General features: G+C 67.5%; 13 protein-coding genes and 1 tRNA gene. 5 read left to right on the top strand and 9 right to left on the bottom strand.

Features of this window, described 5'->3' with window-relative positions:
• Window positions 1–46 precede the first annotated feature (46 nt).
• Together J2X01_RS14945 and J2X01_RS14940 are read right to left on the bottom strand one after the other, a co-directional pair.
• Window positions 47–1,447 (bottom strand): FAD-binding oxidoreductase, encoded by a 1,401-nt coding sequence (locus J2X01_RS14945; protein ID WP_310058960.1) that lies wholly within the window; start codon window positions 1,445–1,447, stop codon window positions 47–49.
• Between the two features lie 226 nt (window positions 1,448–1,673).
• The gene (locus J2X01_RS14940; protein ID WP_310058957.1) at window positions 1,674–3,506 is read right to left on the bottom strand and encodes a phosphoenolpyruvate carboxykinase (GTP); all 1,833 of its coding nucleotides are present in this window, start codon (window positions 3,504–3,506) and stop codon (window positions 1,674–1,676) included.
• Window positions 3,507–3,782: 276 nt separating this feature from the next.
• On the opposite strand from J2X01_RS14940, the gene J2X01_RS14935 reads away from it, so the two are divergent.
• Window positions 3,783–3,856, top strand: a tRNA-Arg gene (locus tag J2X01_RS14935).
• A 101-nt stretch (window positions 3,857–3,957) separates the two neighbouring features.
• Here the strand turns inward: J2X01_RS14935 and J2X01_RS14930 are convergent.
• Window positions 3,958–4,701, bottom strand: coding sequence for a FadR/GntR family transcriptional regulator (locus J2X01_RS14930; RefSeq protein ID WP_310058954.1), 744 nt, complete (start codon window positions 4,699–4,701; stop codon window positions 3,958–3,960).
• Window positions 4,702–4,806: 105 nt separating this feature from the next.
• Between J2X01_RS14930 and J2X01_RS14925 the strand changes: the two genes are divergently transcribed.
• The 4 genes from J2X01_RS14925 to J2X01_RS14910 all read left to right on the top strand — a co-directional run bounded on the left by J2X01_RS14925 (window position 4,807) and on the right by J2X01_RS14910 (window position 9,787).
• Window positions 4,807–6,264, top strand: coding sequence for a dihydrolipoyl dehydrogenase family protein (locus J2X01_RS14925; protein WP_310058952.1), 1,458 nt, complete (start codon window positions 4,807–4,809; stop codon window positions 6,262–6,264).
• A 117-nt stretch (window positions 6,265–6,381) separates the two neighbouring features.
• Window positions 6,382–7,086 carry an ABC transporter ATP-binding protein gene (locus tag J2X01_RS14920; protein ID WP_310058949.1) on the top strand — a complete coding sequence of 235 codons (705 nt, stop codon included), beginning with the start codon at window positions 6,382–6,384 and terminating at the stop codon, window positions 7,084–7,086.
• Window positions 7,083–9,131, top strand: a complete 2,049-nt coding sequence (locus tag J2X01_RS14915; protein ID WP_310058945.1) for a YhgE/Pip family protein — start codon at window positions 7,083–7,085, stop codon at window positions 9,129–9,131. The genes J2X01_RS14920 and J2X01_RS14915 overlap by 4 nt, the downstream gene beginning before the upstream one ends.
• Complete coding sequence (locus J2X01_RS14910; protein WP_310058942.1) at window positions 9,128–9,787, top strand: TetR/AcrR family transcriptional regulator; 660 nt, start codon at window positions 9,128–9,130, stop codon at window positions 9,785–9,787. The genes J2X01_RS14915 and J2X01_RS14910 overlap by 4 nt, the downstream gene beginning before the upstream one ends.
• Window positions 9,788–10,348: 561 nt before the next feature.
• On the opposite strand, the gene J2X01_RS14905 is transcribed toward J2X01_RS14910, so the two are convergent.
• The 6 genes from J2X01_RS14905 to J2X01_RS14880 form a co-directional block, all read right to left on the bottom strand.
• Window positions 10,349–11,380: an EamA family transporter gene (locus J2X01_RS14905; protein WP_310058939.1), complete on the bottom strand. Its 1,032-nt coding sequence runs from the start codon at window positions 11,378–11,380 to the stop codon at window positions 10,349–10,351.
• Window positions 11,381–11,455: 75 nt separating this feature from the next.
• Window positions 11,456–12,007, bottom strand: a complete 552-nt coding sequence (locus J2X01_RS14900; protein WP_310058937.1) for a hypothetical protein — start codon at window positions 12,005–12,007, stop codon at window positions 11,456–11,458.
• Between the two features lie 117 nt (window positions 12,008–12,124).
• The gene (locus tag J2X01_RS14895) at window positions 12,125–12,574 is read right to left on the bottom strand and encodes a hypothetical protein (RefSeq protein WP_310058934.1); all 450 of its coding nucleotides are present in this window, start codon (window positions 12,572–12,574) and stop codon (window positions 12,125–12,127) included.
• Between the two features lie 70 nt (window positions 12,575–12,644).
• A complete protein-coding gene (locus J2X01_RS14890; protein ID WP_310058931.1) occupies window positions 12,645–13,418 on the bottom strand; it encodes a DUF4386 domain-containing protein in 774 nt (257 codons plus the stop codon).
• Window positions 13,419–13,517: 99 nt separating this feature from the next.
• On the bottom strand, window positions 13,518–13,808 hold the full coding sequence (locus J2X01_RS14885; protein WP_310058928.1) for a DUF8691 family protein: 291 nt from the start codon (window positions 13,806–13,808) through the stop codon (window positions 13,518–13,520).
• Between the two features lie 130 nt (window positions 13,809–13,938).
• Window positions 13,939–16,644: a winged helix-turn-helix domain-containing protein gene (locus J2X01_RS14880; protein WP_310058925.1), complete on the bottom strand. Its 2,706-nt coding sequence runs from the start codon at window positions 16,642–16,644 to the stop codon at window positions 13,939–13,941.
• Window positions 16,645–16,649: the final 5 nt, after the last annotated feature.

Here is a 16,649-nt window from a genome sequence, read left to right as displayed (position 1 = left end):
CCGTCGTGGTGACGCGCGCTGCGCTGCGCAGCCGCCGTACGGCGCGTCAGGTCACGGACGGCACCCCGGTGATGGTGTGACCGAAGCGCAGGAGGTTCCCCGGGTCGTAGCTGGACTTCGCGGCCCTCATCCGTTCGTAGACAGCGGGCGACCAGGCCCTGGCCCGGTCGGCCTCATCGCCGGGCACGCCATGGAAATTGACCAGCGTGAATCCCGTGGAGTGGGGCGCCATCGCAGCAAGGATCCCGCGGACGAATGCAGCGACGGCCTCGGCAACCGGGGGCATGTTGAACCCGAGGACGAAGAGCAGGAACGCCGCGTCCCGCCCCGAGACGGCGTTCGGCAGCTCCCCGGCACGGGACAATGCAGCACGGGCCAGGGCCCCGCCGAGCGGCCGGATCTCGACGAGAAGCAGCGGACAGTCCGAACCCTCACCCGCGAGCTCCAGCAAGTCCGCGACCGTCTCTTCGCCGAGGTCCTTCAGGAGGGCCCCGCCGTCCATGAACGGGAGCGGATCCGACGGGTCCATGTGGATCTGGTCAACGTCGAGATAGCTCATGGGACCGGCGGTGTCCATCAGCGGCCTGGAGACCGCACGCATCGGGGCCAGCAGGCTGTCGCCCTCCTCGCTGCTGCCCAGGAAGGCAAAGCGGAGATGCACCACAAACTGGCCCCGCAGCGGCTCGGGGACGAAGTCCATCTCCGGAAGCCGCAGCAGGGAGATTGACGGCGAGGCGTCGTCCGGCAGCGAGGGCAGCCAGTCACGGAACGCCGCCAGGATGAGGGCCGCATCCGCCCCGGGATAGATGATCCCGCCGCCGTAGAACTCCCCCAGCGGAAAGAGGCTGAACTCAAGTTCTGTCACGATTCCGAGGTTGCCCTTGCTCCCGCACATCAGCGCGAACAGCTCGGCTTCGGCCCCGGCGTCGATCCGGCGCAATGCGCCGTCCGCGGTGACGACCTCCATGCTGCGGACATGGTCCGCCGCAAAACCATGGGCCCGGCCCAATATGGGCAGCCCGCCGCCGACCGTGTAGCCGACGACGCCGACGTCGGTACTGGAGCCGTGCAGCCCGACCAGACCGAAGGGCAGGCTCGCCTCCAGCACGGTGCGCCATTTCACGCCGGCACCTACCCGTGCGGTGCGTTCGACCGGATCGATCTGCAGCTCCTGCAGCCGCCGCGTGCTGATCAGCAGGCCACCGTCAACCGCTGAGTCAGCGCCGTGCCCGGTGGACTGGACCGCGACCGGGAGCCTGCGTTCTGCCGCCCATTTCACGCCGGCCGCGACGTCCTGCGCGGTCTCGGCCCCCAGGACGACGTCGGGCCGGTGGACTGTTGCGGCGTTGAACGCGAACGTCTCGGCCGCGAATTCGGGGCTGTCCGGCAAAGCGACAGGGCCGCTGACAGCCCTGGACAAGGCCTGGATATCGTCGCTGACAAGCAAGGTGGACTCCTGAGCACCCGCACGCTGCGAGCAGGTTGGGGGCACAGCAGCGCGCGCATGGAATGCCCCCAGCCTGCTCTCCAGTCGGCGGACGGCCCGGCTGATGAATGCGTTTGAGCCTAGGGTCCCCGGCCGGCTGCGGTCTAGGGACCTAAGTCCCGACGGCGGCCCCGCACCTTTCGCAAGGTCCGGGGCCGCCGTCGTTGTCAGCTGAGGTCGCTGGCCGCTACTGGGCCGCCAGCCGCTCCTTCAGGCCCTCGAGCTCGGAGCGCAGGGCGGCCGGCAGCGAGTCGCCGAACTTGCCGTACCACTCCTCGATGGAGGCCAGTTCGGCCGCCCACTCCTCGGGGTCGACGCGGACAGCATCTTCCACGTGGGAGTGCGTCAGGTCCAGGCCGGTGAGATCCAGCGAGCCGGCCGCCGGCACGTAGCCGATGGGGGTTTCGACGGCGTCAGCCTTGCCCTCGATGCGCTCGATGGCCCATTTGAGAACCCGTGCATTGTCGCCGAATCCGGGCCACGCGAAGCCACCGTCGGCGGTGCGGCGGAACCAGTTGACCAGGAAGATCTTGGGCAGGCGCTCCTGGTTGGCCTTGGCGGAGAGGTTGACCCAGTGGTTCAGGTAGTCGCCCGCGTCGTAGCCGATGAACGGCAGCATGGCCATCGGGTCGCGCCGCAGCACGCCCACCTGGCCGGCCGCAGCCGCAGTGGTCTCGGAGGACAGCGTGGAGCCCATGAAAACGCCGTTCGACCACGTGCGGGACTGGGTCACCAGCGGGACGGTGGTCTTCCGGCGGCCGCCGAACAGGATCGCGGAGAGCTCAACACCATCCGGGCTGAAGTATTCCTCGGCCAGCATGTCGATCTGGTCGATCGGCGTGCAGAAGCGGGAGTTCGGGTGGGCAGCGGGCTTGTCCGAATCGGGCGTCCAGGAGTTGCCCTGCCAGTCGGTCAGGTGTGCAGGCACTTCCTCAGTCATGCCCTCCCACCACACGCCGCCGTCGTCCGTGAGGGCGACGTTGGTGAAGATGCTGTGGCCCTTGGCGATGGCGCGCATCGCGTTGGGGTTGGTGCCCCAGCCGGTGCCCGGGGCGACGCCGAACAGGCCGGCCTCGGGGTTGGTGGCGCGCAGTTCGCCTTCCTTGCCGATCCGCATCCAGGTGATGTCGTCGCCGAGGGTTTCGACTTTCCAGCCCTCGATGGTCGGGTCCAGCAGGGCAAGGTTGGTCTTGCCGCAGGCCGACGGGAAGGCCGCGGAGATGTAGTACTTTTTCTGCTCCGGGGACGTGAGTTTGAGGATGAGCATGTGCTCGGCCAGCCAGCCCTCGTCGCGGGCCATCACGGACGCGATGCGCAGGGCGTAGCACTTCTTGCCCAGCAGGGCGTTGCCGCCATAGCCGGAGCCGAAGGACCAGATGGAGCGCTCCTCGGGGAAGTGCACGATCCACTTGTCCGGGTTGCAGGGCCACACGACATCGGCCTGGCCGGGGGCCAGCGGAGCGCCCAGGGAGTGCAGCGCCGGGACGAAGAAGGCGTTCGTGGCGGTGATCTTGTCCAGGACCTCGGTGCCGATGGTGGCCATGATGCGCATGGAGGCGACAACGTAGGCGCTGTCCGTAATCTCCACGCCAAATTTGGGATCCTCGGCGTCAAGGTGGCCCATGACGAACGGGATGACGTACATGGTGCGGCCGCGCATGGAGCCGCTGAAGAGGCCTCGCAGCTTCGCCTTCATCTCCGCCGGAGCCATCCAGTTGTTGGTGAAGCCTGCGTCGCGTTCGTTCTCGGAGCAGATGAAAGTCTGCTCTTCGACGCGGGCCACATCGGCGGGGTCGGAGAATGCCGCAAACGATTTAGGGAACAGCTTCTCGTTCAGGCGGGTCAGCGTGCCTGCGGCGACGAGCTCGTCCGTGAGCCGGGTGTTCTCTTCCTCGGAGCCGTCCACCCAGTGGATCCGGTCCGGCTGGGTCAGTTCAGCTACCTCTTCAACCCATGCCAGCAGGCCAGCATGTGTGGTGGGTGCTTTTTCAAGCAACGGCAGTCGCGCCAGATCTCCCATTACGGTTACCTTTCCTCGGGTTCAGTGGTGTGTCCTAAATGTAGGGCTAGATCACCCCCCAGAATCGGGCCCAGATGTGGGATGTCCGGGGGCCCCGAAATCAAAAACCGCGGAAATTCAAGGAATCACCAATGCCAAGGGACCACTTTTTGTGACTAAGGTCACGTAGACCGGTCTAGTCAGCTAGATTACACCTGTTTCGATTTGGAACTACGGCCCCATCTCGCGTAAAGTAATTCGAGGTTCGGGGAGCGAGAAGTTCCAAGAACCGAGAATGCGCCCATAGCTCAGCTGGATAGAGCGTCTGTCTACGGAACAGAAGGTCAGGGGTTCGAATCCCTTTGGGCGCACAACGAAAAAGATCCGCACCGGTCCCCCGGTGCGGATCTTTTGTTTAACGTCCGACTGCTTAACCCCTGACTGTGCAGCGCCCGACGGCGGCAGCGCACCGCTACGGCGAGACGGCCTGGCTGATCCGGGACCGGATGCCGTCGAAGTGGCCGTTGAGCCGGTGGGCGGCGAGCGCCCGGTCCCCGGTCGCGACGGCGGCGAAAATCCCCCGATGCACGGCGGCTGCTTCCGGGAGATCGGTTCCTGCCGCTCCACCGAGCTCGAGGTGCAGCCGCCGGTAGACCTGCCAGAAGACATCGAGCAAATTGACCAGCAGCTCATTGTTGAGCGGCTCGAACAGCCGGCGGTGGAACTGGGCGTCCGCCTCGACGAAGTTCTCCCCGGCAGCGGCCAGAGCCTCCATCCGGAGGACGGATTCCTCGAGGGCCGCCAGGTGCTCAGGGGTCATCAGGTCCATCGCCCCCGCGATCAGCCCCACCTCCAGCGCCTGCCGCACATCCACAAGCTGCAGGGCTTCCTGCCCGTGATGCCGCAGCGACAGCCGGGCCCGGAATGTGAGGCCATCCCTGAGGGCATCAAAATTGCTGGCGGCCACGAACATGCCGAAACCATGACGGACTTCAATCACGCCCACGGCCTGTAGTGCTTTCAGGGATTCCCGCAGGGTGTTCCGGCCGACGCCCAGCACGGCGGCGAGCTCATGCTCTGTCGGCAGCGGATCGCCGGCTTCCAGCTCCCGCTCCAGGATCAGTTCCATAATGTCCGCCTGAAGCGCCTTCAGCCTCGCCTGGGCACTGAACCTCGCTTGCGGCATGGCCCCGCCCGCCGTGTTGCCTGCCACCATCGCCCCGTCCTCCCCCAGTGTGGTCCCAACAGTAGCGGTGGTCCCACGTCCTGCACAGGGCCACCGGCGAGGCTCATCGACACGGGCCCGGCGTAGGCTTTTGCCATGACAGCACAGCTTGAACGCGAATTCGACGTCATTGTGATCGGCGCCGGCGCCGTGGGCGAAAATGTCGCGGACCGGGTGGTGCAGGGCGGGCTGACTGCGGTCCTGGTCGAGGCGGAACTGGTGGGCGGCGAGTGCTCCTACTGGGCCTGCATGCCCTCCAAGGCGCTGCTCCGCCCGGGCACCGCACTCCACGGCGCACAGGCCGTGTCCGGCGCCGCAGAGGCCGTCACCCTGACCCTGGACTCAGCCGCGGTACTCAAACGCCGCGACTATTTCACCTCCAACTGGCAGGACGACAGCCAGGTCAAGTGGGTCGAGGACACCGGGATCGAGCTGATCCGCGGCCACGGCTGGATCACCGGCCCGCGCAAGGTTGAAGTCGCGGGACTGGACGGCAACAGCTACGCGCTCACGGCGCGGCAGGCCGTCGTGGTGGCCACGGGGTCCACGCCCACGGCACCGCCCCTGGAGGGGCTGGCCGAGGTGGACTACTGGACCACGAGGGAGGCGACCGCCGTGAGCGAGATCCCGGACCGGCTGGCTGTTCTGGGCGGCGGCGTGGCCGGGACCGAACTCGCCCAGGCGTTCGCCCGCCTCGGCGCTTCGGTCACCCTGGTGGCCCGCGGCGCCCTGCTGGGCGCCTTCCCGGAGGAGGCAGCGGCGCTGGTCGCCGCCGGGCTGCGCGCGGACGGCATCGCTCTCAAGCTCCGCACGGGAACCGAGCGCGTCCGGGAGAACGACGACGGCTCCCTCACCCTAGAACTGGCGGGCGGCGGCACCGTGACGGCGGACAAGCTCCTGGTCACCACCGGCCGGCATCCAGCCCTCGAAGGAATCGGGCTGGAGCGGGTCGGCCTCGCCGCCGCGGAAGGGAAGGAGCTGCGGCTCAGCACCGACTCGACGGGCCTGGTGCTGGGCGGTACGGGGAACGACGCCGACCCGTGGCTGTACGCCGCCGGCGACGCCGCCGGGAACGTCATGCTGACCCATCAGGGAAAGTACGAGGCGCGTGCCACAGGTGACGCCATTGCCGCGCGGGCCAAAGGCGAGCTGAGCGGCGGGGCCGCCCCCTGGAGCCGTTACGCCCGGACCGCCAACGACCACGCGATTCCCAACGTCGTGTTCACCGATCCGGAACTGGCCAACGTGGGCCGGACGGTGCAGCAGGCAGAACGCGCCGGCCTCAGGGCGTCCTCCGTGGAACTGCCCATCCAGGTGGCCGGATCCTCGCTGCACGCCGAACGATACGAGGGCTGGGCCCAACTCGTGGTCGACGAGGACCGCCGGGTACTCCTGGGCGCCACGTTCGCCGGCCCGGATGTGGCCGAACTGCTGCATGCCGCCACCATCGCCATCGTCGGCGAAGTGCCGCTGGACCGGCTGTGGCACGCCGTGCCGTCCTACCCCACGATCAGCGAGGTCTGGCTCCGGCTGCTCGAGGAGTACGGGCTCTGAACCGGTCCGGGGACCGGAGCGGGGCCGTCTGCTTGATCACAATTGTACGCTTCTATTTGAACTGACCGGTCAGTTTGGTTAGCTTTGTCGTAGACATTCTTCTGCGAAAGGCTCCTCTTGCTCGGCGTGCAACAACTCTCGATTGGCGGCAGACGGGATGAGTTGCTGCCGGCCACCTCCCTTCAGGTCCGGCGCGGCGAACTCCTGCTGGTCTCCGGCAAACGCGCGGACCAGCGCACCGCCCTGGCCCTGGCCCTGAGCGGACGCCTCAAGCCTTCCGCCGGCCACTTTCGCTGGGACGGGGCGGAGTGGAACGGAAGCACCCGGATCAAGACCCTGCGGCAGGCGAGCGCCGTGGTGGACAGCCCCGGGGTAAACGAACCCGAGCAGCACCTCAGCGTCCGCGATCTCGCCACTGAGGACCTGGCCCTGATCCCGCGCCGCTACCGGGGTTCGCTGCTCAGCGAGCCATGGCTCAAGGTCAACCGCTTCGAGGACATCGCCGGGCTGTGGGCGGAGCAGCTTCCGGCCGCCCGGCGGATCGACCTGCTCACAGCGCTTGCCTTGGCGAACCCGCACACCGACCTGCTTGTGGTGGACTCGCCGGACCGCCACGGCGATCCGGGCGACTGGCTGCCGAAGCTGGAGGAACTGGCGTACGACGCCGGGCGTCCGCTCGCCGTCGTCGCCGTTGTGATGAGCGTCCCGGATGGCTGGACCGGTCCAACCGCCGCGATCGGGAACGCGGGGCCGCCTGACGGAGACCTTCCCGCCGGCCGGCCTGCTGAATCCAGCACGCCCGAAACCGAGGACGCCAAGTGACGGTGCTGCGGCTGGCCCGCTCCGAACTCAAGCGCATGACCGGCGGCCTGCTGCCCAAGCTGACCATTCTGGCGTTGGCCCTGGTGCCCCTGCTGTATGGGGCCGTCTACCTTTACGCCAACTGGGATCCTTACGGAAAGTTGAACCAGATCGACGCGGCGCTCGTGGTGGAGGACTCCGGCGCCACCTCCGCCGACGGCACCCGGCTCGAGGCTGGCCGGAAGGTCGCGGACAGCCTCGTGGACGGCCACGTCTTCAACTGGCAGACCGTTTCCGGGACGGCGGAAGCGGACCAGGGAGTGAGCACGGGCAAGTACGCCTTCGCCCTGAAGATCCCCCAGGACTTCTCGGCGAACCTCGTCTCCCCCGGCAGCTTCGACGCCGCCAACCAGGCCATGCTCAATGTCACCACCAATGACGCGAACAACTACCTCCTGAGCACCATCGTGGACAAGCTCACCACCGCCGTGCACACCACGGTGGCCGCCGAGGTCGGTGAGGAAACCGCCAATCAGCTCCTCACCGGATTTGGGACCATCCACTCGCAGATGCTCATGGCGTCCGACGGCGCCGGGCAACTCGCCGGGGGCACCGCCAGCCTTCACGATGGGACGGTCGCCCTGCACCAGGGCACGGGCGATCTCAAGAACGGCGCCGCCGAACTCTACAACGGCCAGCTCAAGCTCCGGGACGGCGCCAACACCCTCAGTACGGGGGCAGCCCAGCTCAGCGGCGGACTGACCCAGCTCCAGGACAAGACCGCCACCCTGCCTGCCGATTCCCGGACGCTCGCGGACGGCGCCGCGCAGGTGGCGGCCGGCAACGCCGCGCTCAATGCCAAGGTGCGGGTCCTGGCCGGTCAGCAGGCCGCCGCCGAACAGGCAAACGCCCAGGCACAACGCAGCCGGGTGACCGCGTCCAACAGCCGGCTCGTCGCCGCCGGGACCATCACCCCGGCCCAGGCAGAGGCCATCCTGGCGGACTTCGACGCCAACCCGGCCACGCCGGCGTCCGCGGGCCCGGCAGCGTCCCTCACGGCCGCGGCGGCGCAGATCCAGCAACTGGCGGACGGGTCCGCTGCGGTCAGCGCCGGTGCGGCCAGGCTGGCGGGAGCAACCCCTGCCCTCGGCGCCGCCATCGGCCAGGCGTCCGCGGGCGCGGACCAGCTGACCAGCGGCGCCGCCACCCTCGCCGCCGGGCAGCAGAGCGCCCTGGACGGCGCCGCACAACTCTCCCGGGGCGCGCAGGACCTCAACGACGGTGCCGCGCAGCTGGAAAGCGGCGCGGCCACGGCCGCCGACGGCGCCGGAACGCTCGCAGCTGAACTCGCCAAGGGCGCCGGCCAGGTCCCCCACCCTGACGACGCGCAGAAGGACAGCCTGGCCAGGGTGATGGCGGATCCGGTCGCCGTCAGCAACGTATCGCAGGCCACGGCGGGCTCCTACGGGGCGGGCCTGGCACCGTTCTTCCTCACGCTGGCCCTGTGGATCGGCGTCTTTATGCTGATCCAGGCGATGCGGCCGGTCACCCAGCGGGCGCTGGCGTCGAATGCCCCGGCGTGGAAGATCGCCGTCGGCGGCTGGCTTCCGTTCCTGGCCGTCTCCGCCGTCCAGGCGAGCCTGCTGACCCTGGTGGTCGACGTGGGGCTGGGGCTCAACCCCGCCCACCCCTGGCTGATGTGGTTCCTCATGCTGGCCGCCGCCATGGCGTTCAGCGCGATCATCCAGGGAATCGTCGCGTTGCTGGGATCCCCCGGCAAGCTCGTGGTGCTGATCCTGCTTGTCCTGCAGCTGGTCTCCTCGGGGGGCACGTTCCCCTGGCAGACCACCCCCCAGCCGCTCCACGTGGTGCACCAACTCCTGCCGATGGGATACGTGGTCAACGGCATGCGGCACCTGATTTACGGCGCAGACCTCGCCGTCATCCTGCCCACGATGCTGGGGCTGCTTGGCTACACTTTGCTGGGAACGGCCATGGCCACCCTGGCCGTCCGGAAGCACAAGTACTGGACCCTGAAGACCCTGAAACCGGAGATCGCCGTATGACCAGCCGCACGGACAGCAGCACCGCAACTTCCGGCGACGCGGAAACTCCGGAAGGACCGGCAAAAAAGCTCCGGCCGGCCCGCACCAACGCGACCAAGCAGAAGCTGTTTGAGGCCTCGATGGAATTGATCGGCGAGCGCGGCGTGGCAGGCGTGACGGTCGATGAGATCGCGTCGGCCGCCGGGGTCTCCAAGGGGACGGTGTATTACAACTTCGGCAGCAAATCGGATCTGATCGCCCAGCTGCTGCGCCACGGGGTGGACATCCTCCTGGCACGGCTGCTGAGCGTCGGGGATGACTCTGCGGACCCGCTCGCGGCGATGGACGAAATGATCGGCCAGGCCATGGATTTCATGGACGAGTACCCCTCGTTTGCGCGGCTGTGGGTCAGCGAGAACTGGCGGACCCCCAGCGAGTGGCAGGATACCTTTACCGAGCTCCGCGGCCGGCTGCTCGCCGTGGTCGGCGCGGCGATCGAGGCGGTGGCTGCCGTTTACCCGGTAGATCCGGCCGTGTCCCGGGGCAGCCTGGCGACAGCGATCTTCGGGGCCTGCTTTGTGGTGGGCCTGGACCGCCAGACCTACAACCCGGAGCGGACCCGCGAGCAAAGTGTCACGGCAATTATGGCGTCCATGCGCGGCTACGTCGTGAAGTAGCGCCCGCTCGGGGATGATTATTCACATGGGCCACATGGGTAACAGCGGCAGGATTGCCATCGGTGCGTTTCTCGCCGCGCTCGCGCTGTTGGCGCTGACAGGCATTACGCTGCACGGAACAGTGTTCCTGTGGTTCCTGGCGGCCTCCGCCGCAGCCTACGTGGCCTGCGTCTCCGAGGTGGTGATCCGCCGGCGGCACCGGACCCTGGTCGCCAGCGGGATCGGGAGCATCCTGTTCATTGCCTTCAGCATCGCCTTCCTGCGGCAGTGGGGCCTGGCCTTCAACGCGGATCCGGACGCTCTGTCCACCCGGGTGGATGCCGACCATCCGGACCTTTACTTCTACTTCGCCGCGGCATCCGGCGCAGCCACACTGCTGCTGCTGGTCGCCGGCACCGTCCTGCCGGGCCGGGGCAGGCGTCCGCGCGCCGGCACCGCCCCGCGGCGGCGTCCAGCGGCCGCGAGGGGCGCGGCACCCCGGGCGGCGGCCGCCCGTCGTGCACCGTCCCGGACCGCCACCGCACGCCCCGCGCCGAGGACGGCCGCAGGCCGGGCCACGTCTCAGTCGGCCCGGGTTCCCCCACCCCGGGCGGCATCCTCCGGGCTCAAGCGGCCGGCGTCCTCGGCCGGGGGGCCCTCCGCTGCCAAGCCCGCCGCCAAGCCCCCTGCCAAGTCCCCGGCACGTCCCGCCGCGCGGAGCTCCACCCGCCGCTGAGCCCGCGGGTAAGTCCAGCGGGGCAGCACCGCCGTTGCGACCCCGGCGAGGAGCAGGAGTCCGCCTGTCACCTCGGCGGGGGTCGGCACCTCGCCCAGCACGAGCCACGCCGTGGTCATCCCGACTACTGGAACCAGCAGGGTGAACGGCACAACGGCGGAGGACGGGTACAGTCCCAACAGCCGGTTCCAGATGCCGTAGCCCACAAGGGAACCCAGGACGGCCGTATAGAGGGCACTCAGCAATGTGATGGGCTGGACTTCCAGCAGTGCCAGCGCCACCGCCGGCGGCCCGTCGACCAGCAGCGATAGTCCCAGCAGGGGCAGCGGCACCACGGCCCCCGACCACACCACGAGCCCCAGCCCGGAGGCCGCCTTCGCCTTGCGGGCGACGATGTTGCCGGCGGCCCAGGACAGCGCCGCGGCGAGCACGATCAGGAGCGGCAGCACCGGGGCGACCAGGCTACGGCCGACCGCCACAACAGCGAGTCCGGCCACACCGAGCACAACGCCCGCGAGCTGCCGTCGGCTCGGCCGTTCGCTGAGGAAGCCGGCCGCCAGGAGCACCGTCAGCAGCACCTGCGCCTGCAGAACCAGCGAGGCCAGGCCCGCGGGCATTCCCAGGGCCATGGCCAGGTACAGGAGGCCGAACTGTCCGGCGCTCATCAGCAGCCCGACGCCGATGATCGCCTTCCAGCTCACGTCCGGCTTGCGGATAAAAAAGATGCACGGAACGACCACCACGGCGAAGCGCATGGCCACGAACAATAGCGGCGGCATCTCCGTCCCGCCCGGGTGGAGGCCCAGGTCGATGGCGACGAAGTTGACTCCCCAGAGCACGGCGACGAGCAGGGCCAGGGCGGAATGGCGTGGGTTCACACTGCCACTCTGCCGGGTCCGGCCGGGCGCCGCGGCCGAATCGCCCGTACCGGCGGTCAGGTGGCAGGTGAAGGGTCAGAGGTTGCGGGGATTGTCGGTGTGGGGATTGTCGGTGCGGGGCACGTCGCCGCGGACCGGTTGCTGGGGAATCTGGCTGTTGGTCGTCTGGCTGCCATCCGGGTTGGGAGTCTGGTCCGGGACGGAAGGGTTCCGGGCGCTGCGGTCGCGGCGGAGCTCTCCATTGCCTGCGGCTTCTGCGGGCAGCTGGTCCCGGGACTGGGCCTCGCGCTCGGTGGTGACAACATCTGGGTCCAGTTCGTCCGCCTTCCGCAGCTGTTCCTGCGTGCTGGCACGGACCTGCTCCGCTTCCTGCTGCCGCTCGCGGGCCTCCTCGCGGAGGCGTTCGGCCTCGACTTCCGCCTGCTTCGCGTCCGCCTCGGCGCGGGCGGCCTGCGCCTCGCGCTCCCGCGCACCGATCTCTTCGGTCCGGGCCTGTTCACGCATTTCGACTGCCTTGTTGCGGTTCGCTTCCACTTTGCGCTTGCGGCTGAGCATGACGGCCACCACGATGATCGCGAGCACGACCACGACGCCGATGATGATCCCTATGAGCTGTCCTGAATCCACGATGATTCCGCCTTTTCTCTCGATCGCCTTAAGTCCACGAGTAAACAGCATCAGTAAACCGCAGAATCGCCTGCATGACTATGCATCCGGTGTCGGTTCGACGTGTCCTGCCGTGGGTCATCGCCATTTGTCTCCCCTGGCGATGACGTACTGCTGCCACACGAACCGCCACGGAGTGACGGCCAGGACGACGACGACCAACGAGCAACTGACCAGCACTTTCCCTGTTGCCTCATCCACGTCACCGGCCATCAGGCCGGGAACTGCGACCAGCGACAGCCAGATCAGTTTCCAGGCCGATTCGAACAGGAGTAGCGGCAGCAGCTGGACCGGGTATCGCAGGCCCAGGAACGCCAGCAGCGACATTGCCGTGAGGAGGCAGGCTACGACTCCCTCATGCAGAAGCCATGGCTCCGGATGGTTGAGGTACTCGGGCCACCGGAACACTGCCAGGCCGAAGCCCATCAGGGCGTATCCGGCACGCATCAGGTGCAGCCGGTAGAGCGGCAACTCCGCTACGCCGACACTCTCCGCCCGGGCTGATCTTGTTGCTTCTCTGGTATTCATGGATCCTCCAGGTGTATCCGAATTGGTGTTGTCGCCGGGCCCTCGGTGGGGCCGGCAGGGTTCCCGTCAATTAGGCGTCGACGTCCCGGTACGCGGCCGGGGTGCCCGCAGCGACCTCTCCAGCAGTGATGGGAGAGGGCTTGAAGCCTTTGACCACCAGCCAACTGCCCAGTGAGAACTCCCAAATAAGCATCGGGATGCCAGCGATGGCCGACCACACGGAGATCTGGTCGTTGATGCCGAAAAGGGTTGCGGCCGCAGAAGCGAGGAGCAGGGGGGCTCCGATGAGTCCCACCAAGGGAATCACCCGCGGCACCAGGCCGGACCGGTACATCAGGTAGCCCAGCAGCAGTGCGTTCAGGGCCGGGATGATGCCGGGGCCGAGCAGGAAGGTCCAATTGTGGAAAGCGACGAGCGACCTGCCGGTGGTGGCAAGTGAGGCCGCTTCTGCTCCGCCGGCGCCGGCGAGGTCCTGCCGCAGGGTCACGATCGAGAGGAGGCTCACGACGCCGACGACGATGATGGCGGCTTCCAGGACGCGGGCTGCAGCGAAGCCCAGCGCGGCGGCCTCGTTCTGCCGTTTTACCACCGGGAACAGCACGACGGCGGTGCCGATACAGGCGAGGGCTGCGATTACATCGAGCAATCCGGCCCAGATCACGGCGGTGTCGGGTCCGGGGCCGAGGATGTAACCGGGGTTGCTCAGTACGGGGCCCTTCAGGACAAGGGCCGGGATCGAGACGAAGATGGTGATCAGGTAGAACGCGCCTGCGATAAGGGCGGTCTTCCTCAGTGAGTTCATCGGAACCCGTTTCGTTGCCGCGGTTCGGCCGGTGCCGGTCATGTCATTCTCCTCGTGGATTGGTGGGTGCCTAGCGGCGCGCAATGGTGGGGACGTCGAACCGGGCGGGGTCGACAGAAGTGAAGAAGGCCGGTAAGCCGTTTAGGGTGCCTCGTTGGCAGTTGGGCCCTGCGCAGGGCCGCAGGCCCGCGGAATCTCCCGGAGAGCGTCCGGGTTGCCAACGGCTTGTACCGAAATCAGCGTCGCGCCGAGATCCCGTACCTTGCCGAGCAGGCCATGCAGTGCCGCCTGATCGATCACCGGCCCGCACAACGTGGTCGTGTCGTCGCTCTCGCGGGTAAGAACCATGCCATCGAACCAGTCGGCCCAGCGATCATTAAGGTGGTCCTTGATGCGCACTTCGTACCACGCGGGCACATGCTGCTGGTCCACGGCAGGTCTCCTGTTGTTCCAAGTAGGCCCCGGGCCGGTGCCGGGGGATAACCAGAAACTACCCGGGCCGGTGGTGACGCGGCATCACCACATGTGGTGATTGATGGGGTGACCTTCGTGCCCCGGCTGCTCAGATCAGCCGGAGCTCCTGCGCACGGTGGACTGCCGCCGCGCGGCTGCTCACGTCGAGTTTCGAAAAAATGTGCTTGGTGTGCGTACGAAGCGTGTTGACCGAGACAAACAGTTCGCGGGCGATTTCCGGGCCGCTAAGCGGGGTGTTGAAGAGCTTGAGCACCTGCAGTTCGCGCTTGCTGAGCAGTTCCGCGACGGGATCGACGCCCAGGGGGGCGGTGGGGGTATCGGCTGCTGCTGTTCCATAGGCCAGGAGCAGCCGGCCCACATGTTCCGGAGCGATCCCCTGGTTCCCGGCCTCCCCCAGTAGCGTCTGCATGGGTTTGCCTTCATCGAGAAAGAGCCGGACATAGCCCTCGGGCCCGGCCTGGACCAAGGCCTGTTCCAAGGAGACCAGCGCCGGCTCCAGGTGTCCCCGTTCCTGGCGGGAGATGGCCTGCAGCACCAAGATCTCGTTCACGCTTCCGGATCGTCCGGATGCCTCCGCTGCTTCGAGCAGCCGGTCCAGCAGCAGCAGGGCTTCGCGGATCGTGTCGTCTGTCCGGTGGAGCCTGTACTCGGCGATGAGAAGGCGGGCCAGGGTGAGGTGTTCGTACTCGCGCAGGTAGCTGATGTCATCCGTGGCAGACAGCCCGCGTTCGCGGATCCAGTCGCGGGCCTCAGACAGCCTGAGCTGTGTGATCCGGATTCGCGCCTTCTTTGCCGCGATCGGCCGCACCTCGGGCAGGAATCCTCGGATGTACAGGCGCTCAGCCTCATCCAGCAAGCCAATAGCCCCGTCGGGGTCGTCCTCGATCTCCCTCACCCGGGCCAGGGCCACCAACCTCCGATACCGGTTTTCCGTCAGGGACGCACGCGTCCCCAACGCCGTGCTGGTCTGCAAATGCCGGGCGGCGGCTACCGGATCGCCGAACTCACAGTGCAACTCACTGATCCCCACATGCAGGTCGGCAAGTGGAACGGATTCGCCCTGGGTTACGGCCAGCTGTATGGCCTGCTCGTAGAGCCGCCGTGCCTCGAGCGGCCTGCCACGGGCCGTCAGCATGTCGGCCAGCACTATGGTGCTGCCCAGTTCATCGGCGATGTTACCGGCCATGTGCAGACTCGTTACTGCCTTTGAAAAAATTGGCACTGCTGTCAGGAGGTCTCCGCCCGCCCAGGCTGCCAGGCCCAGGAATCCGGCTGCGGCGCCATGAGAGAGATGATCCCCTGGCGGTGCCAGCTTGAGTGCGCGCCGGGCGTGTTCTGCGGTGCCCGCCACATCGCCAAGAGCCTGCGCCAGCGATGCCCGGTAGATGGCGATGGTCACCGGCAGCATTCGGAACTCGTCCCCCTGGACCGCTGTGCGGGCCGCAGCGTCCAGCCCCTGTTCGGCATCACGCAGCCGGGACCCCACGGCTTCAAGGTCGCCGGTGACCAGCATCATCCAGGCGTAAAAGACGCTCAGCACCGGCCGGCGTCTGACCACTTGGTCAGGTAGCTGCTTCAGCCAGCCCAACAGCACCGAATCCTGCCTGCCGCGGCGGATCGCAGGCAAAGTCGCTTCGATCAGCCCCGCCGCCCGTTCAAAGTCCGCGGCGGAAAGCGCGTGCTTCACCGCATCTTCCGGCATGTCGTTGCGGTCGTACCACCCGCTGGCGAGGAGATGCAGGGCCGGCACCCGTTCGGGCTGTTCCTTCTGCAGGTGCGACCGGAGCACCTCCGCGAAAAGATGGTGATAGCGATACCACTCCCGGCAGTCGTCCAACGGAACGACGAACAGGTTCCCGCGGTCCAGGGTTTCCAGCATCGCGCTGCCGCCGGTCTGCCCGGTGACGGCCTCGCTGAGAGGGCCGGTCATCCGGTCGAGGACAGCGGTGTCCAGCAAGAAACTGCGCACGTCGTCGGTCTGGCGTTGCAGCACCTCCTCGACCAGATAATCGATGATGAAGCGGTGGCTGCCGGTGAACGCGCGGATGAACCCCGAACTGTCCTGGTGTCCCCGCATGGAGAGAGCGGCCAGCTGCAGGCCGGCGATCCATCCTTCGGTGCGGGCGTCGAGGCCAGCAATGTCACCGGCCGAAAGGCGCAGGCCCATCACGTCGTTGAGGAAGTCAGCGCTTTCCTGGGGCGTGAAGCGCAGGTCGGCGGCACGCAGTTCGGTCAGTTCGCCGCGGGCTCTCAGTCGGGCGAGGCCCAGGGGCGGGTCGGAGCGGGTGGCTAAAGCCAGGTGCAGTTGGGAGGGCAGGTGGTCGAGCAGGTATATGAGTGCTTCGTGGATGGCCGGGGCGGTAATGACGTGGTAGTCATCGAGCACGAGGATGATCTTCCGGCCTGCTCGTGCCACGTCGTTGATCAGGACGGTCAGGATCGCTTCGACCGGCAGCACCGAGGAACTTTGCAGGAGCCCCACCGCCTCTGCCCCGATGCCTTCTTCCGCATTCTGCAGCGCAGACAGAACGTAGCCAAGGAAGCGGGGGGGCTCGTTGTCGCCTTCATCAAGTGAGAGCCATCCGACCCGAACGTCCGGCCCGTTTCCCCGGCGGTGGGCGATCCATTCACTCAGCAACGTGGTCTTGCCAAAACCAGCAGGTGCGGAAACAGCCGTCAGCCTGCGCCCTGAGTTGAAACCCTCGTCCAGCCGTTTGAGCAGGTGGGGCCGGGGAACGGCCTGCGGACGGGGAACTGGAACATGGAGTTTCGTGGCCAGCACACGCGTCGGCATGCCCC

This window comes from Arthrobacter ginsengisoli (assembly GCF_031456935.1).
GTDB classification, from domain to species: domain Bacteria; phylum Actinomycetota; class Actinomycetes; order Actinomycetales; family Micrococcaceae; genus Arthrobacter; species Arthrobacter ginsengisoli.
Note: the sequence above shows the minus strand (reverse complement) of the source record. Positions and strands in the feature narration are given on the sequence as shown.

Excerpts from the sequence above, each read along its gene's own strand:
- J2X01_RS14940 (WP_310058957.1), bottom strand. The coding sequence starts at position 3,506 with ATGGGAGATCTGGCGCGACTGCCGTTGCTTGAAAAAGCACCCACCACA.
- J2X01_RS14930 (WP_310058954.1), bottom strand. The coding sequence starts at position 4,701 with ATGGTGGCAGGCAACACGGCGGGCGGGGCCATGCCGCAAGCGAGGTTC.
- J2X01_RS14925 (WP_310058952.1), top strand. The coding sequence starts at position 4,807 with ATGACAGCACAGCTTGAACGCGAATTCGACGTCATTGTGATCGGCGCC.
- J2X01_RS14890 (WP_310058931.1), bottom strand. The coding sequence starts at position 13,418 with ATGACCGGCACCGGCCGAACCGCGGCAACGAAACGGGTTCCGATGAAC.
- J2X01_RS14910 (WP_310058942.1), top strand. The coding sequence starts at position 9,128 with ATGACCAGCCGCACGGACAGCAGCACCGCAACTTCCGGCGACGCGGAA.
- J2X01_RS14880 (WP_310058925.1), bottom strand. The coding sequence starts at position 16,644 with ATGCCGACGCGTGTGCTGGCCACGAAACTCCATGTTCCAGTTCCCCGT.
- J2X01_RS14895 (WP_310058934.1), bottom strand. The coding sequence starts at position 12,574 with ATGAATACCAGAGAAGCAACAAGATCAGCCCGGGCGGAGAGTGTCGGC.